The sequence below is a fragment of the Thiocapsa sp. C2-2m genome, from assembly GCF_041903745.1.
GTDB lineage: Bacteria > Pseudomonadota > Gammaproteobacteria > Chromatiales > Chromatiaceae > Thiocapsa > Thiocapsa roseilacustris.
The window spans coordinates 58,326-76,671 of record NZ_JBBWVD010000025.1 but is presented as its reverse complement, the minus strand read 5'-3'; the positions used below and the strand labels follow the sequence as shown (position 1 = coordinate 76,671).

Here is an 18,346-nt window from a genome sequence, read left to right as displayed (position 1 = left end):
CAGCCTCCGCTTACGGAGCGATTCAATACCGTAGGTTGTGCTGACGATAGGAAGCACAACTTGCGCCGACGGTTGATTGTGCCTCGCACGGCTCGGCACAACCTACGGGCTGCACGCAATTAAAATGACGCATTTCGCTCCGGATGCGGTTTAGGATCATCTACCGAAGCGGCACCGTCTTGCCGTTGATGGTCAAGAGCCCGTCGCCCAGACGTAATGCCGAGGAGATCCGGGTATCGCGCCGGGTGACCCAGCCATCGCGGATCCATCCGGCAAGCAGGTTCTCCGCCTCTTGCCGCGCGGCTTGCTCTGCCGTTGGCTCCGAGGTCGGCAGAGACTCGTCCTCGAATCCGGGTTCGAGCGAACGCGCGATCCCGTCCAGTGCGACCGCCTCGGGAAGCTCCAGATCGCCGTCGGCCCGCAGCAGGATCAACCAATCGACGACACCCGGGGTCAGCCGGCTCGTTGCAGCGGCGCCCGGGTCCAAACGCAGATCGAGCCGCCCCAATGCAAGGCCGTCGGGGGTCTCGATCCGAATCGGCTCGACGCCGATCCGCGTCGCGCTTTCGATGAAACGCGGGGCCAGACTCGCGATCAGGCCGGCCGTGACCAGGCCCCGCATCTCCTGCGCGACCTGGTCGGTGGCCAGCAGGCGGATGCCCTCGCCCAGATCGGCGAGCGCCTCGGCGTCCAGACGCTCACCCGAGAGGCCGAGCTCCGATCGACCGTAGGTCATGGAAGCCGTGGCGAGCTGCTTCGCGGCGAGTCCGAGACGCAGATCCAAGAGACCCTCGCGAAGCGTTCGCGACAGGGTCGCCGAGAGGCCCTCGATCCGCAGCGACGGCGGTGCGGTTCCCGCCGAGCCAACGGCGCCTACTGCGCCATCGACCTCGACCAAGGCCACCTGCAAGCGACCCGTGCCGGAAGAATCATCGGGCCGATCGACCTCGAATCGAAGATCGGACAGACGGGCGAGCGGTCCCGTCGGTGTCGTCACCACACCTTCGGGGAGCGTCAGCCGAACCTCGACGGCCTCCTGTCCCGAGGACACGACCAGATCGCCGTCAAGCGGCCCGTGTCGCAGCCCCATCACCTGTGACGTCGGCAGGGTCTCGCCCGGCGGCACCCGCAGCTCTATCCGGCCGGAGCCGTCTGCATACAGATCGATGCTCATCGGCAGCACCGGCAGTGCAACCGGGAATCCCTGGACCTCAAGCCGCGTGTGGACACGGCCGAGGACGGGCGGAAGGCGTGTCGTCAGCCAGACCCACGGCCCTTGCTCGATGCGACTGTCCAGTCGAATCCGGATGGGACGCAGCGGCGCTTGCACCGCCGAATCGGGTTGGATCAGCACCTCGAATGCGGCACTGGAGGCGAACCAGCCTCGGTCGTAGCTGTTCTCCAGGATCTCCCGGTCCGACAGGTCATCGATGAGATCGGCCAGCAGATCCTCGTAGCCGGCCTTGGCCAGGTATCCTAGCGCGACCGGCCCGGCCGCGAGGAACAGGCCGAAGAGGATCGCGACCGTCAGGACCGCCCCGCCGAGAAATCGCCTCATGCGGCGCCGGCGCCTTGGTGTCTGACCCGAGCGCCGCCTGCGGACCCGGCGTCCGCGACATCCGACAGGTCACGATCGGGAAACCGAAGCCCGTAGGCGTCGCGCACGGAGGCGAGGATGCCGTCGGCATCCAAACCACAGGCGGCAAGCTGTTGGACATGTTCGGCATGATCGATATAGCGATCCGGCAGCCCGAGATGCACGCAGGGAATGTCGACACCCTCGGCGGCCAACCACTCGGCCACGCCGCTCCCGGCGCCTCCGGCGATACTGTTCTCCTCGACGGTCACCAGGAGATCATGGCCCTGCGCCAGCGCCTGAATCAGCGCGCCATCCAGCGGCTTGACAAAGCGCATATTGGCCACAGTCGCATCCAAGGTCTCCGCTGCCTTCAATGCGGGCGTCACCATGCTACCGAAGGCAAGCAGCGCCACCCGGCTCCCCTGCCGGACGACATCCCCGCGACCGATCGGCAGGGCCGGCGCCTCGGGATCGATCGCCACGCCCGGCCCGCCGCCGCGCGGATAGCGAACCATCGCCGGGCCCGGATACTCGTAGGCGGTCCGAAGCATGGCGCGACACTCGTTCTCGTGGGCCGGCGCCATGATGACGAGCTTGGGAAGCGGACGACCGAAGCTCAGATCAAAGCTGCCGGCATGGGTCGCCCCGTCCGCGCCGACCAGACCGCCGCGGTCGACCGCGAAGGTCACGTCCAGCCCCTGCAGACAGACGTCGTGGATCAATTGGTCGTAGGCGCGCTGCAGAAAGCTCGAGTAGATGGCGACCACGGGTTTGACGCCCTCGCAGGCCATGCCCGCCGCCAAGGTCACCGCGTGCTGCTCGGCGATCCCGACGTCGAAGAAGCGTTCCGGGAAGCGTTTGGAGAAGACTGTCAGGCCGGACCCCTCGCACATCGCCGGCGTGATGCCGACCAGGCGCGGATCCGCCTCGGCCGTGTCGCAAAGCCAGCTCCCGAAGATCTGCGTGTAGGTCGGGCCTTTGGAGGCGCCCTTGCGCAGCTCGCCGGTGCGGCGATCGAAAGGCGTGACGCCGTGATAGGTCACCGGCTGGCCCTCGGCAGGCTCGTAGCCGTGGCCCTTCTGAGTCACCACATGGAGGAAGCGCTGACCGCGCATCTCCTTAATGTTGCGCAGTGTCTTGACCACGGAATGCACGTCGTGACCGTCGATGGGGCCGATATAGTTGAACCCGAGCTCCTCGAACAGGGTGCTCGGCATCAACATGCCTTTCATGTGCTCTTCCCAGCGGCCAACCAGATGACGCAGCTGCGGCATCCCGCGCAGAGCGGTCTTGCTACCCTCGCGCATGGTCGTATAGATCTTGCCCGATAGCAGCCGTGCGAGATGGTTGGTAATGGCACCGACGGGCGGCGAAATGGACATCTCGTTGTCGTTGAGGATGACGACCAGATCGATATCCATCGAGCCCGCGTGGTTCAGCGCCTCGAATGCCATGCCGGCACTCAAGGCCCCGTCGCCGATGATGGCGACCGCATCGCGGTTCTCGCCTTGTTGTCTTGCGGCCAACGCCATGCCGAGCGCGGCACTGATGGAGGTGCTCGAATGGCCGACGCCGAAGCAGTCGTAGTCGCTCTCGCAGCGCTTGGGAAAGCCGGAGAGCCCGTCTTTCTGGCGCAAGCTGAGCATGCGATCGCGTCGCCCGGTCAGGATCTTATGCGGGTAGGCCTGGTGGCCGACGTCCCAGACCAGCCGGTCGGCGGGGGTGTCGAAGACATAGTGCAGACCGACCGTCAACTCGACCACGCCGAGGCCGGCAGCAAGATGACCGCCGGTTTGAGCGACGGTGTCGACGAGATACCCCCGCAGCTCGTTGACAACCGAAGGCAGCAGATGCTCCGGCAAGGCGCGAAGATCCGCCGGGGAGTTGATCGAAGCCAGCAACGGATAGCGGTGCAGGGTGATACCGGTGTCACTCGAAGGGCGGTCGGGCATGGTCGGCATTCGCGCATAGCTGAGACGGTCGGTTAGTTTAGACGAATCCCCGCGCGGCTGCTAAGCGACGCGTGCTTCTTTAGAGGTTGCCCGAGCGCTTCCTGCGTCGTTCTCGATCGAGGGCCGTGCCGAAGCCCGCAATGACGATCGTCGCCCCGACCGCGAGCAGCAGCAGAAGGACACCGACCCCGGGGTGGACGAGCAGCTCGGGCGTCAGCAGCATCATAGCGCCGAGGCCCAGCATCATCAGACCGGAGAGGAGCTTCAGGATCCGCCCTTGACGCTCGGTGAGCTTTTTCGCCCCTAGCGTGAAGGTGAAGACCAGAACGATGGCCAGAAGCGGCAGGACGTAGATCAGATTGTAGAGGGCCAGGTAGCCGTAATAGGCCGGCGCGGAAAGGTCATGAAGTGTCAGCACCCGTGTGTAGACCATCGGGAAACCCGCAGTGCAGAGCAGCTCGTAGCTGTTCGCCGCCAACGCCAGGACGAGCGTTCCGATCAACATGGCACCGAGACGGTCAGCGGCAAGCAGGCCGCGCATCCGCGCGAAGAGACCGGGCTTCGCATGGTCGGGGATCGAAAGGCTCGGCCCCCGATGAAAGAAGAAATAGTCCTTCACGTTCAACCCACCGACCAGGAGCGCAACCAGCCCGGCGACCGTCGTCACCACCGCCGCCCCGCCGACGACCAGAAAGAGATTTAGCCAAGCGGCCATGAACAAGAAGTAGACCACCCCGGAAAAGAGCACAAAGGTGCCGCCGATCAACAGCATCCGAGCCCGGCTGCGGGCATGCACCATCAGACTCAGCAGGAAGAAGAGGACAAAAAAGGCGCAGGGATTGAAGGCATCGAGCCCGGCCAGCACCAGCGTGAAGACCGGCAGCGACATGGCCGCGGGGTCCATCGCCCCCAAGAACGGCAACCGGATGCTATCCGGCGACGGCGGCGCCGAAATCTCGACGCCCGGCGCGTCACCCTGCCCCGCGACCTGACGACAGAACCGCGCCAGACCGAGCAACTGCGCCCCGACTCCGTCCGCATCGTCGAAGCCGGTCAGCATCCGCCCGCAGACGAAGAAGGCCGGAACCGAGCGGGCCTCCTCGCCCAGCGCCCGGGCCATCGCGACATAACGCCCGACATGCGCACGATCGGCTGCCAACTCGTAGGACCGAACTTGGATCCAGGGCTGCTCCTCGCGCAGGGTGTCCAGAAAATCCAGCGCCACCGCGCAGTGCGGACAGGTCCTGGACCAGAAGACGTAGAGCGGAACCTTCATTTCGCCCTCGGCGTCGGTCATGACCCATTCCGGGGTCTGCTCGGCAAGCCGATCGGCGAAGGGATCGGACGATGCCGCAACGACGACGGAGGAGGACACCAAGAGCGAGGCGAGGATCAGGGTCCGCAAAACGATCAACAGCGCCATCATCACCTCCGAAGCCAAGGGCAGCCCATGGCCGCCGAGACGAAACCGATCGCGGGCAGGGCGATCGAGCAGGGCCTGCCCTTGGTTCACAACAATCGGGATTTCGATCACATTCCAAGCATTAAACCGCGTCCAGATCGACATGCGTTATTTTCATGTTGTGCGGGCTCAAGGATTTTTCCGAACTTTTTGGAGACGCGGTTTAAAATTAAATATTTTTTAATACTCTAAACCGCGCCAGCTCCGACAGTCGTCGGAGCTGGCGCGGCCGATCCACTCCAACAAATGACGCATACCGCACCGGGCGCGGTTTAGGTCGGGTCTTCCCGGTGCCCACTAGCGACCGGGGCTCGACACACTCGACAGCGCCGCCCCGGCCCCGAGAAAGATCGGCGGGGCAATGAGCGCGGCCTCCGTCAAAACGAATTCCCGAAAGGCGTTGGCCGCCGGCGAGAGGCGCTTGCCCCGGCGATAGACCAGGTACCACTGCCGCTGATCCGGAAAACCCTCGACATCCAAGGTAACCAGCCGTCTGGTTTCGAGCTCCAACTCGATGGTGTGCATCGACACGACGCTGAGGCCCATCCCGGAGCGAACCGCCTGCTTCACGGCCTCGTTGCGGGTCATCTGCATCCCATGACGGATGGCCAGACCGCGCTCGCCGAAGAAACGCTCCATCGTCTGACGCGTCCCCGAGCCGGGCTCGCGCATCACGAAGATCTCCTCGGCCAGCCGCGCGAGACGAATCGCTCGCTCGCCCACAAGTGGATGGTCGGGCGGCGCAATCACCACCAGCGGATTCGCCATGAACGCCTCGGACTCGACCTCCATGTCTGTCGGAGGCACGCCCATCAGCACCAGATCGACCGTGTTGTCGCAGAGCATGCGCACCAGCTGCTCGCGATTGGTGACGTCAAGCTGCAGTCCGATCCCCGGGTAGCGCTGCTGGAAGATCGCCAAGAGGCGCGGCGCGAAATAGTTGACCGTGCTCGCGACGGCAAGATGCAGCCGCCCGCGATTGACCCCCTTCAGGGACTCGAGCACCTCTTCCATCTCCTGCAGCGCACTGTTGATGTTCCGGCCATAATCGTAGACCTCTCGACCGGCCTCGGTCAGCACGATCCGATTGCCGAGCCGCTCGAACAGCGGCAACCCGGCCTCCTCTTCAAGCTGCCGCACCTGCATCGAGACCGCCGGCTGGCTCAGATGCAGCTCCTCCGCCGCGCGCGTGTAACTGAGATGGCGCGTGACCGCCTCGAAGACCTTGAGTTGTCGGAGTGAGACATGCATGAGCGGTTGTCCTCATTTCTACTGAGCCACCTGCGTCTTGCCTTCTGCGACCGGCAGGCGGCTTACCTATCATCCTCCACTGCCGATCGCATGCGGATCGGACCCGCTCGATGCTCCACAGATAACCGAGAGCTTAAAGCCTAAAGCTGATGGCTAATAGCAGGCGACTGGCGACCGGCGACCGGCGACCGGCGACCGGCGACCGGCGACTGAACCATAGACATAAGTCTATACTTATGTCGACTATAAGCAATATTAACTAGTATATATAGGGTTTTTGCCTATACTGCCGCCCCACGTTCCAAGCGCGAAGCGCGTCAAGCGGAACTGCGGACCAGGACCACTGGACCGGCGATTTCCTTCACCATTTCTGAGGACAAGCGAACATGGCAAAGACCTACAGCGCGGGCGTCAAAGAGTATCGCGAAACATACTGGATGCCGGACTACACCCCGTCGGAGACCGACCTCCTCGCCTGTTTCAAGATCACCCCGCAAGCAGGCGTTCCGCGTGAAGAAGCCGCCGCCGCCGTCGCCGCCGAGTCGTCCACCGGCACCTGGACCACGGTCTGGACCGACCTTCTGACCGACATGGACCACTACAAGGGCCGCGCCTATGCCATCGAAGACGTCCCGGGCAACGACGACGCCTTCTACGCCTTCATCGCCTACCCGATCGACCTCTTCGAAGAAGGCTCGGTCGTCAACGTCTTCACCTCGCTGGTCGGCAACGTCTTCGGCTTCAAGGCCGTGCGTGCGCTGCGCCTGGAAGACGTGCGTTTCCCGATCGCCTATGTCATGACCTGCAACGGCCCGCCGCACGGCATCCAGGTCGAGCGCGACATCATGAACAAGTACGGTCGCCCGATGCTCGGCTGCACCATCAAGCCGAAGCTGGGTCTGTCCGCCAAGAACTACGGCCGTGCCGTTTACGAGTGTCTGCGCGGCGGTCTGGACTTCACCAAGGACGACGAGAACGTCAACTCGCAGCCCTTCATGCGCTGGCGTCAACGCTTCGATTTCGTCATGGACGCGATCGACAAGTCCGAGCGCGAGACCGGCGAGCGCAAGGGTCACTACCTGAACGTCACCGCGCCGACCCCGGACGAGATGTTCAAGCGTGCCGAGTACGCCAAGGAGATCGGCGCACCCATCATCATGCACGACTACATCACCGGCGGCTTCTGCGCCAACACCGGCCTGGCCCAGTGGTGTCGCGACAACGGCGTGCTCCTGCACATCCACCGCGCCATGCATGCCGTGCTCGACCGCAACCCGAACCACGGCATCCATTTCCGGGTTCTGACCAAGATCCTGCGTCTATCCGGCGGCGACCATCTGCACACCGGCACCGTCGTCGGCAAGCTCGAAGGCGACCGCGAGTCGACCCTCGGCTGGATCGACCTGCTGCGTGAGTCCTACATCAAGGAAGATCGCTCGCGCGGCATCTTCTTCGATCAGGACTGGGGCGCGATGCCCGGCGCCTTCGCGGTCGCCTCCGGCGGTATCCACATCTGGCACATGCCCGCCCTGGTGAACATCTTCGGCGACGACGCCGTCCTGCAGTTCGGCGGCGGCACCCTGGGTCACCCCTGGGGCAACGCAGCCGGCGCCGCGGCCAACCGTGTTGCGCTCGAAGCCTGTGTCGAGGCCCGCAACCAGGGTGTGCAGATCGAGAAGGAAGGCAAGGAGATCCTCACCAACGCCGCCAAGCACAGCCCCGAGCTCAAGATCGCCATGGAGACCTGGAAGGAGATCAAGTTCGAGTTCGATACCGTCGATAAGCTCGACGTGTCGCATAAGTGAGCTGTCGGCGATCAGCTGTCGGCGATCAAACACGGGCGATCGGCGCGAAGCGCCGGCCTTTTGCTGAGAGCTGACGGTTGAAAGCTCAACGCCAGCGACGCTGACGATCGACTTTCCAACCGATTTTCACCACGAAACCAGTTTCGGAGTCACACCCATGAGCACCATGCAGGACTATCAATCCAGCCTCGACGATCCGAGCAGCCGTAAGTTCGAGACCTTCTCCTATCTGCCCGAGATGGACCAGGCCCGCATTCGCAAGCAGGTCGAGTACATCGTCGCCAAGGGCTGGAACCCGGCCATCGAGCACAGCGAGCCAGAAAACGCATTCGACCACTATTGGTATATGTGGAAGCTGCCGATGTTCGGCGAGACCGATGTGGACACCATCCTGGCCGAGGCGGAGGCCTGCCACAAGGCCCACCCGGACAACCATGTGCGTCTGGTCGGCTACGACAATTACGCGCAGTCCAAGGGCGCCGAGATGGTCGTCTTCCGAGGCAAGCCGGTCTGAGGATCGGTTTTCGCTTGAGCGAAAACCGATGGTTTAACAATCAGGGATTGATGGAAAAAGCCCCTGTCCTGACGTGCAGGGCGGTGGGCTTTTTTGTCATCGGCTTGTGAACGAGAGAGCAATGAGATGAGCGAAATCGACCGCGACCAATACCTGATCAAGGACGAGCCCTATTACCGCCCCGTGCAGAACGAGGTCGTCATGTACGAGGCGGCCTACGATGCACGCATGCCGGTGATGCTCAAGGGACCGACCGGCTGCGGTAAATCGCGTTTCGTCGAATACATGGCCTGGAAGATCGGTGCACCCCTCATCACGGTCGCCTGCAACGAGGACATGACCGCCTCCGACCTGGTCGGACGTTTCCTGCTCGACATCAACGGCACCAAATGGCAGGACGGCCCGCTCACGGTGGCCGCGCGCATCGGCGCCATCTGTTATCTGGACGAGGTCGTGGAGGCCCGCCAGGACACCACGGTCGTGATCCACCCCTTGACCGACCATCGCCGCCAGCTTCCGCTCGAGAAGAAGGGCGAGCTGGTGCATGCACACCCTGATTTTCAGATCGTCATCTCCTATAACCCCGGCTACCAGAACCTGATGAAGGATCTGAAGCAGTCGACCAAACAACGTTTCGGCGCCCTGGACTTCGACTACCCGTCCGCCGACATCGAGACCGAGATCGTCGCCCACGAGGGTTATGTCGACAAGGAAACCGCCGAGAAGCTGGTCCAAGTCGCCCAGCGCAGCCGCAACCTCAAGGGTCACGGTCTCGACGAGGGCATGTCCACCCGCCTGCTGGTCTACGCCGCCCAACTCATCGGCAAGGGCATCGATCCCCAATCGGCCTGTCGGATGGCGCTGGTGCGGCCGCTGACGGATGATCCGGATATGCGCGATACGCTGGATGCTGCGGTGAATACGTATTTTTAGCTATCGGCTATCAGCTGTCAGCTATTGGAGCTCGGTTTCGGGTGGTTGGAAGTTTTACTCATGCAGGATTTCCGCGATCTGTTGGTCTGGGTGAAGGCGCATGAAGCCACGCTGGCGGTCTATCGTTGCACGCGAACCTTCCCATCGGATGAGCGGTTCGGGCTCACATTTCAGATCAGACGGGCCGCCGTTTCGGTAGCTTCGAATATCGCGGAGGGTTCCGGAAGGCGAAGCGATGCAGATTTCGCTCGTTTTCTTTCGATGGCGTTTGGCTCCGCCTCGGAGGTGGAGTACCAAGCGCTTCTGGCAAAGGATCTTGGCTATCTAAGTGATCCCGAACATCAGGAAGTCCGGGACCGAATCTCGGAAGTCAAACGGATGCTCGCATCGTTAATCAAGCGGCTAACCACTCAAGGCTGAGAGCTGATAGCTGACGGCTAAGAGCTGACCGCTGAAGGCTCAATCAATCATGATCGACTTCTCCGAATACCTCTCCTGCCTCAAGGCCGACGCGGATCACCCGCACACCCAGGCGCTGGAAGCGAGCTACCACGAAGCCGCGCGCGTCATGTCGCCGCGCGGCCTGGAGCATTACCTCACCGGCATCAAGGCGATGTGCGGCCTGAACAAGGGTGTCGACCTGGTCTTGACCTATGTGCAGGAGATGCCGCGGGTCGCCAAGGAGGTGGGCGAGGACATCATCCCGGAGGTTGTGAGCGCGCTGATGAAGCTGGCCTCGCACACCTCCGGGACGGTGGTGGCGCTGATCATGTCCAGCATGCCGCTGGCCGCGAGCCGGCTCGGGGATGCGGAGGTGCTGCGCGGGTATCTCAACCTGCTGCATCAGTTGTCGGGCAAGTCGCCGCGTGGCCTGCGCCCGATGATGGAGAACATGGACGAGCTGCTCTCCAAACTCACGCTCGGCGGCCTGCGCCGCTGGGCGCTCTGGGGCGCTCAGGCCCATGCGCGCGATCTCGACGGTCAGATGGCCTATTTCGGTCTTCAGACGGAGTCCTCGCGCGCGGTGCTTCAGAAGGAACGGCGCGGGACCCTGCTCTTCGACAACCAACGCAAGCTCAACTTCTATCTGCGCGCGCTCTGGGCACGCTCATTCTTCATGCGCCCGACCTCGGGCGACTATGAGTCCCGCCAAGGTCTGCGCCCCTTCATCGAAGACTTCCAGATCCACCTGCCGGATGCCTTCGACAGCTTCCGCGGCATCTCCGGGATCGAGACCTACCGCGCCGCCGCCGCCCACTGCGCGGCACACATGGTCTACGGCACCAGCGCCATCAGCGCCGAACAACTCATGCCGGCGCAGATGAAACTGATCGAGATGTTCGAGGATGCGCGTGTCGAGGCGCTGGCGATCCGGGATTTTCCGGGGCTCAGAAAGCTCTGGCTGTCCTTCTTCACGGCCCAAATCGGGCCGATGGACGACGCCGTCGATCTGCATCCGATGATGGACCTGATGCTGCGCCAAGCGCGCGCCTTGCTGGATCCGGACTATGTCGACGGACTCCCGCTGATCGACGACACCGCCGTCGCCTTCCGCTCGGCGTTGGCCGAGCGCCCGCACGACAACCGCATCAGTTGGGACGCCGGCGTCACCTTCTATAACCAGGCCATCAAGACCGTCGCCCTGCCCAACCTGCGCGTCCTGGAAAACTGGCCGATCCCCTATCGCGACGACAATCGCTATGTGTGGGATTGCGGCGAGAACCTCTTCCTGAGCCGCGGCCTCGACTATCTGCCCGCCTCGCAACAACAGGTGCGCAAGTACGTCTCGGCCATCGAGATGGCCAACGAGGTCGATGTGGAGACCGCCGGCGACGACGCACAAGAGATCTGGGTCTGCGCCACCGAGTTCTTCCCCTACGAAGACGAGGGTATCTCCTTCAACGCGATGGAGGGCAAGGAGCCCGTCTCGGACCCCTACCACTATCAGGAGTGGGACTATCAGGTCCAACTCTTCCGCCCGGACTGGGCGACCGTCATCGAGCGTCGTCAGGGCCGCGGCGACCCGGCGCTGATGGACGAGATCCTCGTCAAGCACAAACCGGTCGCCAACCGCATCCGCCGTCTGATCGACGCACTCCAGCCGCAAGGCATCGTGCGCCGCCGCGGCTACGAGGAAGGCGAGGAGCTGGATCTGAACGCCGCCGTGCGCGCCATGATCGACGTGCGACGCGGCACCATGCCGGATCCGCGGATCAACATCCGCATCACGCGTCAGATTCGGGATCTTGCCATCCTGGTGCTCATGGACCTCTCGGAGTCGACCAACGAGAAGGTCGGGGTCAAAAAGGACGACCCGGACTACGCAACGGCGCCGAGTATCCTGAGCCTGACCCGCGAGGCCAGCGGGCTGCTGGCCTGGGCGATCGACGGCATCGGCGACCGCTTCGCCGTCCACGGCTTCGCCTCGGACGGCCGACACGATGTCCAGTACTTCCGGTTCAAGGACTTCGATCAAGCCTACGACGACAACGCCAAGTCACGCATGGCCGGCATGAAGGGCGGACTCTCGACCCGCATGGGCGCGGCACTGCGCCACGCCGGCTGGCACCTGACCCGCCAACCCGCCCAGAAGCGCCTCGTCCTGGTCATCACCGACGGCGAACCGGCAGACATCGACGAGCGCGATCCGCAGTACCTACGCCACGACTCCAAGAAGGCGGTCGAGGAGCTGCGCGTGCAGGGCATCCACAGTTACTGTCTGACGCTCGATCCGCAAGCCGACCGCTATGTCGCCCGGATCTTCGGCGAGAACCAGTATTCCATCGTCGATCATGTCGAGCGCCTTCCAGAGCGGTTGCCGGCGGTCTTTGCTGCGCTGACGGGCTGATCGATCCGATCGGCTATCTCGGGGGCGGGCCGCGCTCGTAACGCCGGCCATCGTGGCACCTGGCGAGAGCGCCACGGGGCATGCGTGACACCGCGGAGCGGATGTCACGAGCGTCTGTCGGTTTCGGTGGCGGTCTTACGAGCGAGGCCCGGCGGCGCTTCGAGGCATCACTCATCCAGCCCCAAGGCATGCCGCACGGCCGCTTCGGAATGGATGGCGGTGGTATCGAATACGGGTACACTGACGTCGGACTGCTTGATCAGGAGCGGGATCTCGGTACATCCCAGGATCACGCCTTGCGCGCCTTCTTCCTTGACAAGACGCTCGATGATCTCGACGAAGCGCGCGCGGGAGTCGTCCCGGAAACGCCCGGCGCACAGCTCGTCGAAGATGACTGCATTGATGTCTTGCCGTTCCGCCTCGTTCGGAACGACGACCTCAAGTCCATGCCGTTCCAGCCGGTCGCGATAGAAGGCTTGACCCATCGTATAGGCGGTGCCCAGCAGGGCGACCTTCGAGATGCCCTGCGCTTTCACCTTTCGGCCCGTTGCATCGGCGATGTGAAGCACCGGGATGTTCAGTTTCGCTTCAATGAGCTCGGCGCTCGAGTTCATGGTGTTGGAAGCGATCACGATGAAGTCGGCGCCCGCGCGTTGCAGTCTCTGCGCGGCATCGAGCATGGTGGCCTCCAAAGGCGCCCAATCGCCGTCTGCCGCCCGCCGCTCCTCGCGGGCGAACTCGGAGAAGGGGATCGAATACATCAGAAGCTTGGCGGACGACACACCCCCGAGTTGATCCCGAACCCGCTCATTGATCAAGCGATAGTATTCGATCGAAGACACCCAACTGATCCCGCCGATGATGCCGATGGTCTTCATGTGTGCATCCACACTGACCGCCACACGAGGATCGGGGCTGAGCTGACTCGCCGCATCATCCGCAGCAACATGCGAGGACACGCCAACAACGGACATACCCGCGATCAGGATGATCAGGGCAACAAGCCATGTGTGAGACCTCATCCGCCGATTCATGCGACACCTCTTTCAAACCATGATGATCCAGATCACACCGAGGGACTTCTCGTGATGCAATCCATCTTCTTTGCCAAGCTTTACCTCCTGACCGTCCCGGTCTTCTTCGCCATCGATCTGCTCTGGTTGGGCGTCATCGCAAAAACCTTCTATCGTGACAACCTCGCCCATGTCCTGAGCCCGACGGTGAACTGGCCGGCCGCGCTGAGCTTCTACCTCCTCTATATCGCCGGCATCCTCTATTTTGCCGTCGCACCCGCGCTCGCGCAGGACTCACTTGGCCGCGCCCTACTCAACGGTGCACTTTTCGGCTTCTTCACCTACATCACCTACGAGCTCACCAACATGGCCACGCTCCCGGACTGGCCGCTCAAGGTCGTGATCGTGGATACGCTCTGGGGCATCGCACTCTGCGCAAGCGTCGCCGCCGGCAGCTTCATGATCGGGAAATGGCTCGGCGGGGTCTGATCACCCGGCTCCCGAGCACAGCGACGCCGAAAGCGAATGGCGACGTCCGCGCGCTGCTCGGAGAAAGTCGCGTAGTGGGCGATATCCTTGCCAAATTGCAAACACGCCTCGTCGAGAATCGCCAGCCGCCCCCCGGCAACTCATGTCGAAGATCTGCCGCAACTCCACCGCCAACAGATTGCGCTGGGAGTCCGGCAGATCCCGCCACGCCTCGAAGAGCGCAACCCACCGAGCCCTCCTTTATGCGCATGAAATCGAGATCGGCGAACTCGGCGTTCCTGTTCTTTGCCCTCCAAGGTGGTCCACGCTACCGGCTGTTGGAAAACTGGGTGCTCAAGAACCACCAATACGAACTGCAAACCATCAACGCCTCGGACCTGATCCGCATCTTCGAGAAGGTGGCCGAGTCGCGCCGGCGACAGATCTTCGTGTGCATGCAGTTCAAGATTCCGGGCCAGAATGGCCAACTGCTCGACAACCCGAACTGGAAGGCAATCGAGTCCGCTATCGCGGAATTGAATCAGGAGTACCAGTGCGACTTGAAACTCAAGCCTATCCGCGTCGATGAATTCGACAAGGGTTTCTCCTATCCGATCAGCAGCGAGATTTTTCAGTTGATCGAGGAATCGGGCTATCTGATCGCCGATCTGACGGCGGGAAACAAGAATGTTTATCACGAGATCGGGCTTTTGATGGACTTGAATCAAGCGCGCCTCAAAACGCACGACAATTTTCTACTTCTGCACAATGGCAGCATCGGGGATGTCAGCAAGGATTTCGGCTTCAATCTCGCCGACTTCAAACAGCTTCGCCTGACCGATACCCACAGCATTTGCAGCGACGTCAAGCGACAGGTGTCCATCTACTATGGATTCATCGCGGACTGATCGCTGATGATGCGACCCGTCCAATCAGAGGGCAGTACGCCAGGGTTCAGTCGCTTCACCATCTACGTGGACGAAAGCGGCGACCACGGACTGGAGCGCATCAATCCCGAGTATCCGCTGTTCGTGCTGGCTTTTTGCCGCATCTGCGACGGGACCAATGCCTGCGACTCTCGCTTGCCGTTCCAGGTGGTGTTCGTGGACAAGAAACAGAATCTGGCCGGTCTGCAACTGGCCGATCTGGTCTGTCATCCCATCGGTCGCCATCTGCTCAAGCCGGAGCAGACGAACCGAGCCTATGCTGTGGTCGAGCGGAAGAATCGGCGCGACGGTGCAGGCCGAATCGAGGGCTATGGGCTGAAGACCTTTCCCTAGAAAGCAGAAGGGGCACGGTCTGCACCGCGCCCCAACGCCGATCTGGAGCTCCCAATCCATTTCCGTAAAGGTAGTCTCGTCGACAAAGCTAAACAAGCCCCGGTCTTCCGGACCGGGGTTCGTATCGAGCTGTTTTTCGAAATGGACGACGGCGGCGGTAAGCGCGGGTTGTAGAACTCGCCGGCGTTGCCGGCCCTGCGCAGGTCGTTGAGCACCTGCTCGTAGATGTCGCCGAGGTGACCTCGCGCCTTGATGTCGTGGACGTCGATGGCCGCTTCCGTCTTGATGGTGGTGATGAGATTCATGGTGTCCGTGTCGGGCCGGCCCTCCGGACGGACAGTCAAAGTGTCCAGTCCTCGACGATCAGGCCGGTTAGCTTGGTGAAGTGGTCGGTGTTGCAGGTGACGACGGTTCAACGGCGGCTGCTCCGACAGTTGTCGGATCTGGCGCGGCCAAGCCAACAAACGACGCATACCGGCACCGGGCGCGGTTTAAGTCCGGGCACTCCCGACATCAACCCCGAAAACAGGGGGTTCCGGATCGGTCACGGCTTCATCCAGGTCAACCATGACCTGGTCACGCCCCGCTTCCTTGGCCGCGTAAAGGGCATTGTCGACCCGTTTGAGCCAGGTGTGGAAGGTTTCCTGCGGCCTGAGCTGTGCGACCCCACAGCTCACCGTGACCCGGCCGACCTCGGGGAAGGACCAGGACGCTACCAGGACGCGGAGCTTTTCGGCCAGGGCCCGGGCGCCGGCTGCATCGCTGTGGGGCATCATGAGGGTGAATTCCTCGCCCCCCCAGCGCGACAGCAGATCGGAGGTCCGCAGCTGGCGTTGCACCAGTTTCGTCAGCTCCACCAACACTCGGTCTCCGGCCTGGTGACCGTATCGATCGTTGATCGCCTTGAAGTGATCGATATCGAACATCAACAGGGACAGCGGTTCCCCGTAGCGTTGAGCTTTCGAGATCTCGATCGCCCCAAGGCTTTGGAAGTGACGCCGGTTCCAGGCGCCGGTGAGGTCATCGGTGGTGGCGAGCTGGGCGAGCTCGGCATTGGCGGTCCGCAGCGCCTGATTGGCGGCGATCACCTCGCCCGTCCGTTCCGCGACCGTCCGTTCGAGGTTGGCGTTGAGCTCCCGTAAGCGCCCGAGGGCCGCCCGCTCGGCAGAGATGTCCTCGAAGGTCCCGGCGAGACCTTTGCTCAAGTCAAGCGGGTCGATGGGCACCGTCGAGACGCGAACCCAAACCGGGCGGCCATCCTTGCGCACCATTTCGATCTCTTCCTGATAATAGCCTTGCCGCTTCAGGCCCACGGTAAAGCGGCCACCGAATGCGGTGAAGGTCGCGATGTCGGCGTACAGGAGGCTGGCGCACTGGCCGATGAGCTCGCCCGGACCATAGCCGAAGAGTTGCTCCATGGTGCGGTTGCAGCGCTGGATCACCCGGTTTTGGGCCAAGGCGACCCCCACCGTGGCGGCGTCGTAGATGGCTTTTTGTTCGGCGTAAGCGTTGAGGAGCAACTCGGTCTGCTGCTTCAGGGCGGTCTCGGCCCGCACCCGTTCGGTGAAGTCGGCCACCAGTGCGAGGTAGCCGGCGGGTTCCCCGGAGGCACCGCGGGCCAGGGCCACCGCGACCTGGGCATGGGTCAGGCCGCCATCCTGACGCTGGTAGCGCTTCTCGATGATGCCGGAGGCCGCCTCCCCCCGCAGCAGGCGGTCGAACAGGGCCTGATTGAGCACCCAGTCCTCCGGCGGCGTAAAGTCGCGTAGGTGCCGGCCGAGCAGGGTCTCGCGGGGCTGGCCGACGATCTGGCAATAGCGGTCGTTGACGCGGGTCAGGTGGCCCTGCAGGTCCGCCTCGGCATAGCCGGTCAGGCCCTGCTCGATCAGAGTGGCCAGCCGCCGCTCGCCGGCCAGGCGGGCGGCGGCCTGGCGCCAGAGCAGATAGCCGGCCCCGTACAGCAGCAGCAGTACCATTCCCGCGACCAGCCCCGTGGCCCAGGCCATGGTCCGGATACCCGCATAGGCATCGTCCTGATCGATCTTGGCGATCATCAACCAGGGGGCACCCGCAATCGCGGTGGCGTAGGCCAGGACGGGGATGTCGCGAAAATCCCGGGCGTCATCCAGGATCCCGCGTTGACCCTGCGCCGCCCAGACTCCTGGCAACTGGGCCGCGGTGAGGGACTGGGTCAGCGACAGGGCGGCGTCGGGATGGTGGCGCAGCGGCGTCAGGATGCGGATCTGGTGGTCGTCGCGTCGGACCAAATAGGTCTCCGCGGTGCGGGTCGGCACCGGCCAGGACGCCACCAGTGGGAAGAGGGCCTGCTCCGCCCGCCAGGTCAGATAGATCAGGCCCAGGGGCGGCTCTCCCCGCGCACTGATGGGCGCCATTTCACCCAGCTCCACTTCCCCTGCAGCCGTGCGGTACAGATCAACGAATTGGGTGCGCGGCTGCCGCGCCGCCTCCTGAAGCAGGTCCGCCTGGTCCCGGGTGTCGACATCGCCGATGGACATGAGAAGGCGGCCTTCGGTGTCGAGCATGGCCATACCGCTCAAGCCGAGGGTCCGGCTGACCTCCCCCATGCGCGCCCGCATCCTGGACAGGAGGGTTCCGTCCTCCCGTCCACCCTCCAGATACTGGCTCAACAGCATGGGAATCTGCGCATGACCGGAAAAGTAGGACTCGGCATCGATCCGGTGGCGGGCGAGCCAGTGCTCGACCTGTTGCCGTTTCTGTTCGGCGATCAGGGTCAGGTTATCGTTGACATCCCGTTGAATCTGCGTACGAAAGCTAAGAAAAGTAGCGACGCTCAGGGTGACGATCAGCACCGTGGTCAGCAGCAGGAGCAGGACAAACCAACCCCTTGGACCCAGGGTCACGGCCGCGGGTGAGCGACTGGCGGGGGTCTCGGAGGCGACTGCTGTCATGACGTGGAAACCATCCCGAGGAAGATGGAGCGATCCGAGTGTGACATGATGATGACATCTTGAACTCAATATTAGACGATGTTTTCGTGACCCACCGGCACCGCTGCCAACCCGGTCCGGGCCGGAGCCTTCATACCGCCGCAATGAGCGCGTGGCTCCAGCGGTCTTCCCGATTCGCTCGGCATCCATGAGGCTCGATCGCCACAGCCGGCAGTCGAGTCTTGCGTGCAAGCGCCACGACGATGAATCCGACGCTCCGGTTGCGCTTAATCTTGCTGCAGCAAACGCAAACGATCGCAATCGGATAGTCA

At 63.0% G+C, this 18,346-nt stretch carries 15 protein-coding genes; 8 read left to right on the top strand and 7 right to left on the bottom strand.

The features are described 5' to 3' along the window. Positions 1–160 precede the first annotated feature (160 nt). The 4 genes from AADX97_RS18880 to AADX97_RS18865 form a co-directional block, all read right to left on the bottom strand. Complete coding sequence (locus tag AADX97_RS18880) at positions 161–1,558, bottom strand: DUF945 family protein (RefSeq protein WP_374235654.1); 1,398 nt, start codon at positions 1,556–1,558, stop codon at positions 161–163. Continuing rightward, entirely contained in the window at positions 1,555–3,531 is a 1,977-nt protein-coding gene (gene dxs, locus AADX97_RS18875; protein WP_374235653.1) for a 1-deoxy-D-xylulose-5-phosphate synthase, read from the bottom strand. Before dxs ends, AADX97_RS18880 begins: the two co-directional genes overlap by 4 nt. A 79-nt stretch (positions 3,532–3,610) precedes the next feature. Then, a complete protein-coding gene (locus tag AADX97_RS18870) occupies positions 3,611–4,957 on the bottom strand; it encodes a glutaredoxin family protein (protein WP_374235678.1) in 1,347 nt (448 codons plus the stop codon). A gap of 333 nt (positions 4,958–5,290) precedes the next feature. Next, positions 5,291–6,244, bottom strand: coding sequence for a LysR family transcriptional regulator (locus AADX97_RS18865; RefSeq protein WP_374235651.1), 954 nt, complete (start codon positions 6,242–6,244; stop codon positions 5,291–5,293). 386 nt (positions 6,245–6,630) lie between these two features. Between AADX97_RS18865 and AADX97_RS18860 the strand changes: the two genes are divergently transcribed. From AADX97_RS18860 to AADX97_RS18840, 5 genes are all read left to right on the top strand, one after another. After that, entirely contained in the window at positions 6,631–8,049 is a 1,419-nt protein-coding gene (locus AADX97_RS18860) for a form I ribulose bisphosphate carboxylase large subunit (protein ID WP_093190954.1), read from the top strand. Between the two features lie 157 nt (positions 8,050–8,206). Further along, positions 8,207–8,563 (top strand): ribulose bisphosphate carboxylase small subunit, encoded by a 357-nt coding sequence (locus AADX97_RS18855; protein ID WP_120795431.1) that lies wholly within the window; start codon positions 8,207–8,209, stop codon positions 8,561–8,563. 126 nt (positions 8,564–8,689) lie between these two features. Further along, positions 8,690–9,496: a CbbQ/NirQ/NorQ/GpvN family protein gene (locus tag AADX97_RS18850; RefSeq protein WP_374235648.1), complete on the top strand. Its 807-nt coding sequence runs from the start codon at positions 8,690–8,692 to the stop codon at positions 9,494–9,496. Between the two features lie 60 nt (positions 9,497–9,556). After that, positions 9,557–9,916, top strand: a complete 360-nt coding sequence (locus AADX97_RS18845; RefSeq protein WP_374235646.1) for a four helix bundle protein — start codon at positions 9,557–9,559, stop codon at positions 9,914–9,916. 46 nt (positions 9,917–9,962) lie between these two features. Beyond that, positions 9,963–12,344 carry a nitric oxide reductase activation protein NorD gene (locus AADX97_RS18840; RefSeq protein WP_374235677.1) on the top strand — a complete coding sequence of 794 codons (2,382 nt, stop codon included), beginning with the start codon at positions 9,963–9,965 and terminating at the stop codon, positions 12,342–12,344. A gap of 167 nt (positions 12,345–12,511) precedes the next feature. Here AADX97_RS18840 and AADX97_RS18835 read toward each other — a convergent pair whose 3' ends face one another. Further along, positions 12,512–13,366, bottom strand: a complete 855-nt coding sequence (locus tag AADX97_RS18835) for an aspartate/glutamate racemase family protein (RefSeq protein ID WP_374235644.1) — start codon at positions 13,364–13,366, stop codon at positions 12,512–12,514. Positions 13,367–13,432: 66 nt separating this feature from the next. Here AADX97_RS18835 and AADX97_RS18830 point away from each other — a divergent pair, with 66 nt between their 5' ends. The 3 genes from AADX97_RS18830 to AADX97_RS18820 all read left to right on the top strand — a co-directional run bounded on the left by AADX97_RS18830 (position 13,433) and on the right by AADX97_RS18820 (position 15,105). Next, positions 13,433–13,846, top strand: a complete 414-nt coding sequence (locus AADX97_RS18830; RefSeq protein WP_374235675.1) for a DUF2177 family protein — start codon at positions 13,433–13,435, stop codon at positions 13,844–13,846. Positions 13,847–13,920: 74 nt separating this feature from the next. Further along, entirely contained in the window at positions 13,921–14,733 is an 813-nt protein-coding gene (locus tag AADX97_RS18825; RefSeq protein WP_374235643.1) for a hypothetical protein, read from the top strand. A 6-nt stretch (positions 14,734–14,739) separates the two neighbouring features. Next, positions 14,740–15,105 carry a DUF3800 domain-containing protein gene (locus AADX97_RS18820; protein WP_374235641.1) on the top strand — a complete coding sequence of 122 codons (366 nt, stop codon included), beginning with the start codon at positions 14,740–14,742 and terminating at the stop codon, positions 15,103–15,105. Here the strand turns inward: AADX97_RS18820 and AADX97_RS18815 are convergent. Beyond that, a complete protein-coding gene (locus tag AADX97_RS18815; RefSeq protein WP_374235639.1) occupies positions 15,102–15,410 on the bottom strand; it encodes a hypothetical protein in 309 nt (102 codons plus the stop codon). The genes AADX97_RS18820 and AADX97_RS18815 overlap by 4 nt on opposite strands. Positions 15,411–15,596: 186 nt before the next feature. After that, positions 15,597–18,035: a diguanylate cyclase gene (locus AADX97_RS18810; RefSeq protein WP_374235637.1), complete on the bottom strand. Its 2,439-nt coding sequence runs from the start codon at positions 18,033–18,035 to the stop codon at positions 15,597–15,599. Positions 18,036–18,346: the final 311 nt, after the last annotated feature.

Coding starts and splice junctions, on each gene's coding strand:
- AADX97_RS18880 (WP_374235654.1), bottom strand. CDS start 1,558: ATGAGGCGATTTCTCGGCGGGGCGGTCCTGACGGTCGCGATCCTCTTC.
- dxs (WP_374235653.1), bottom strand. CDS start 3,531: ATGCCCGACCGCCCTTCGAGTGACACCGGTATCACCCTGCACCGCTAT.
- AADX97_RS18870 (WP_374235678.1), bottom strand. CDS start 4,957: ATGATGGCGCTGTTGATCGTTTTGCGGACCCTGATCCTCGCCTCGCTC.
- AADX97_RS18865 (WP_374235651.1), bottom strand. CDS start 6,244: ATGCATGTCTCACTCCGACAACTCAAGGTCTTCGAGGCGGTCACGCGC.
- AADX97_RS18860 (WP_093190954.1), top strand. CDS start 6,631: ATGGCAAAGACCTACAGCGCGGGCGTCAAAGAGTATCGCGAAACATAC.
- AADX97_RS18855 (WP_120795431.1), top strand. CDS start 8,207: ATGAGCACCATGCAGGACTATCAATCCAGCCTCGACGATCCGAGCAGC.
- AADX97_RS18850 (WP_374235648.1), top strand. CDS start 8,690: ATGAGCGAAATCGACCGCGACCAATACCTGATCAAGGACGAGCCCTAT.
- AADX97_RS18845 (WP_374235646.1), top strand. CDS start 9,557: ATGCAGGATTTCCGCGATCTGTTGGTCTGGGTGAAGGCGCATGAAGCC.
- AADX97_RS18835 (WP_374235644.1), bottom strand. CDS start 13,366: ATGAGGTCTCACACATGGCTTGTTGCCCTGATCATCCTGATCGCGGGT.
- AADX97_RS18830 (WP_374235675.1), top strand. CDS start 13,433: ATGCAATCCATCTTCTTTGCCAAGCTTTACCTCCTGACCGTCCCGGTC.
- AADX97_RS18820 (WP_374235641.1), top strand. CDS start 14,740: ATGATGCGACCCGTCCAATCAGAGGGCAGTACGCCAGGGTTCAGTCGC.
- AADX97_RS18815 (WP_374235639.1), bottom strand. CDS start 15,410: ATGAATCTCATCACCACCATCAAGACGGAAGCGGCCATCGACGTCCAC.
- AADX97_RS18810 (WP_374235637.1), bottom strand. CDS start 18,035: ATGACAGCAGTCGCCTCCGAGACCCCCGCCAGTCGCTCACCCGCGGCC.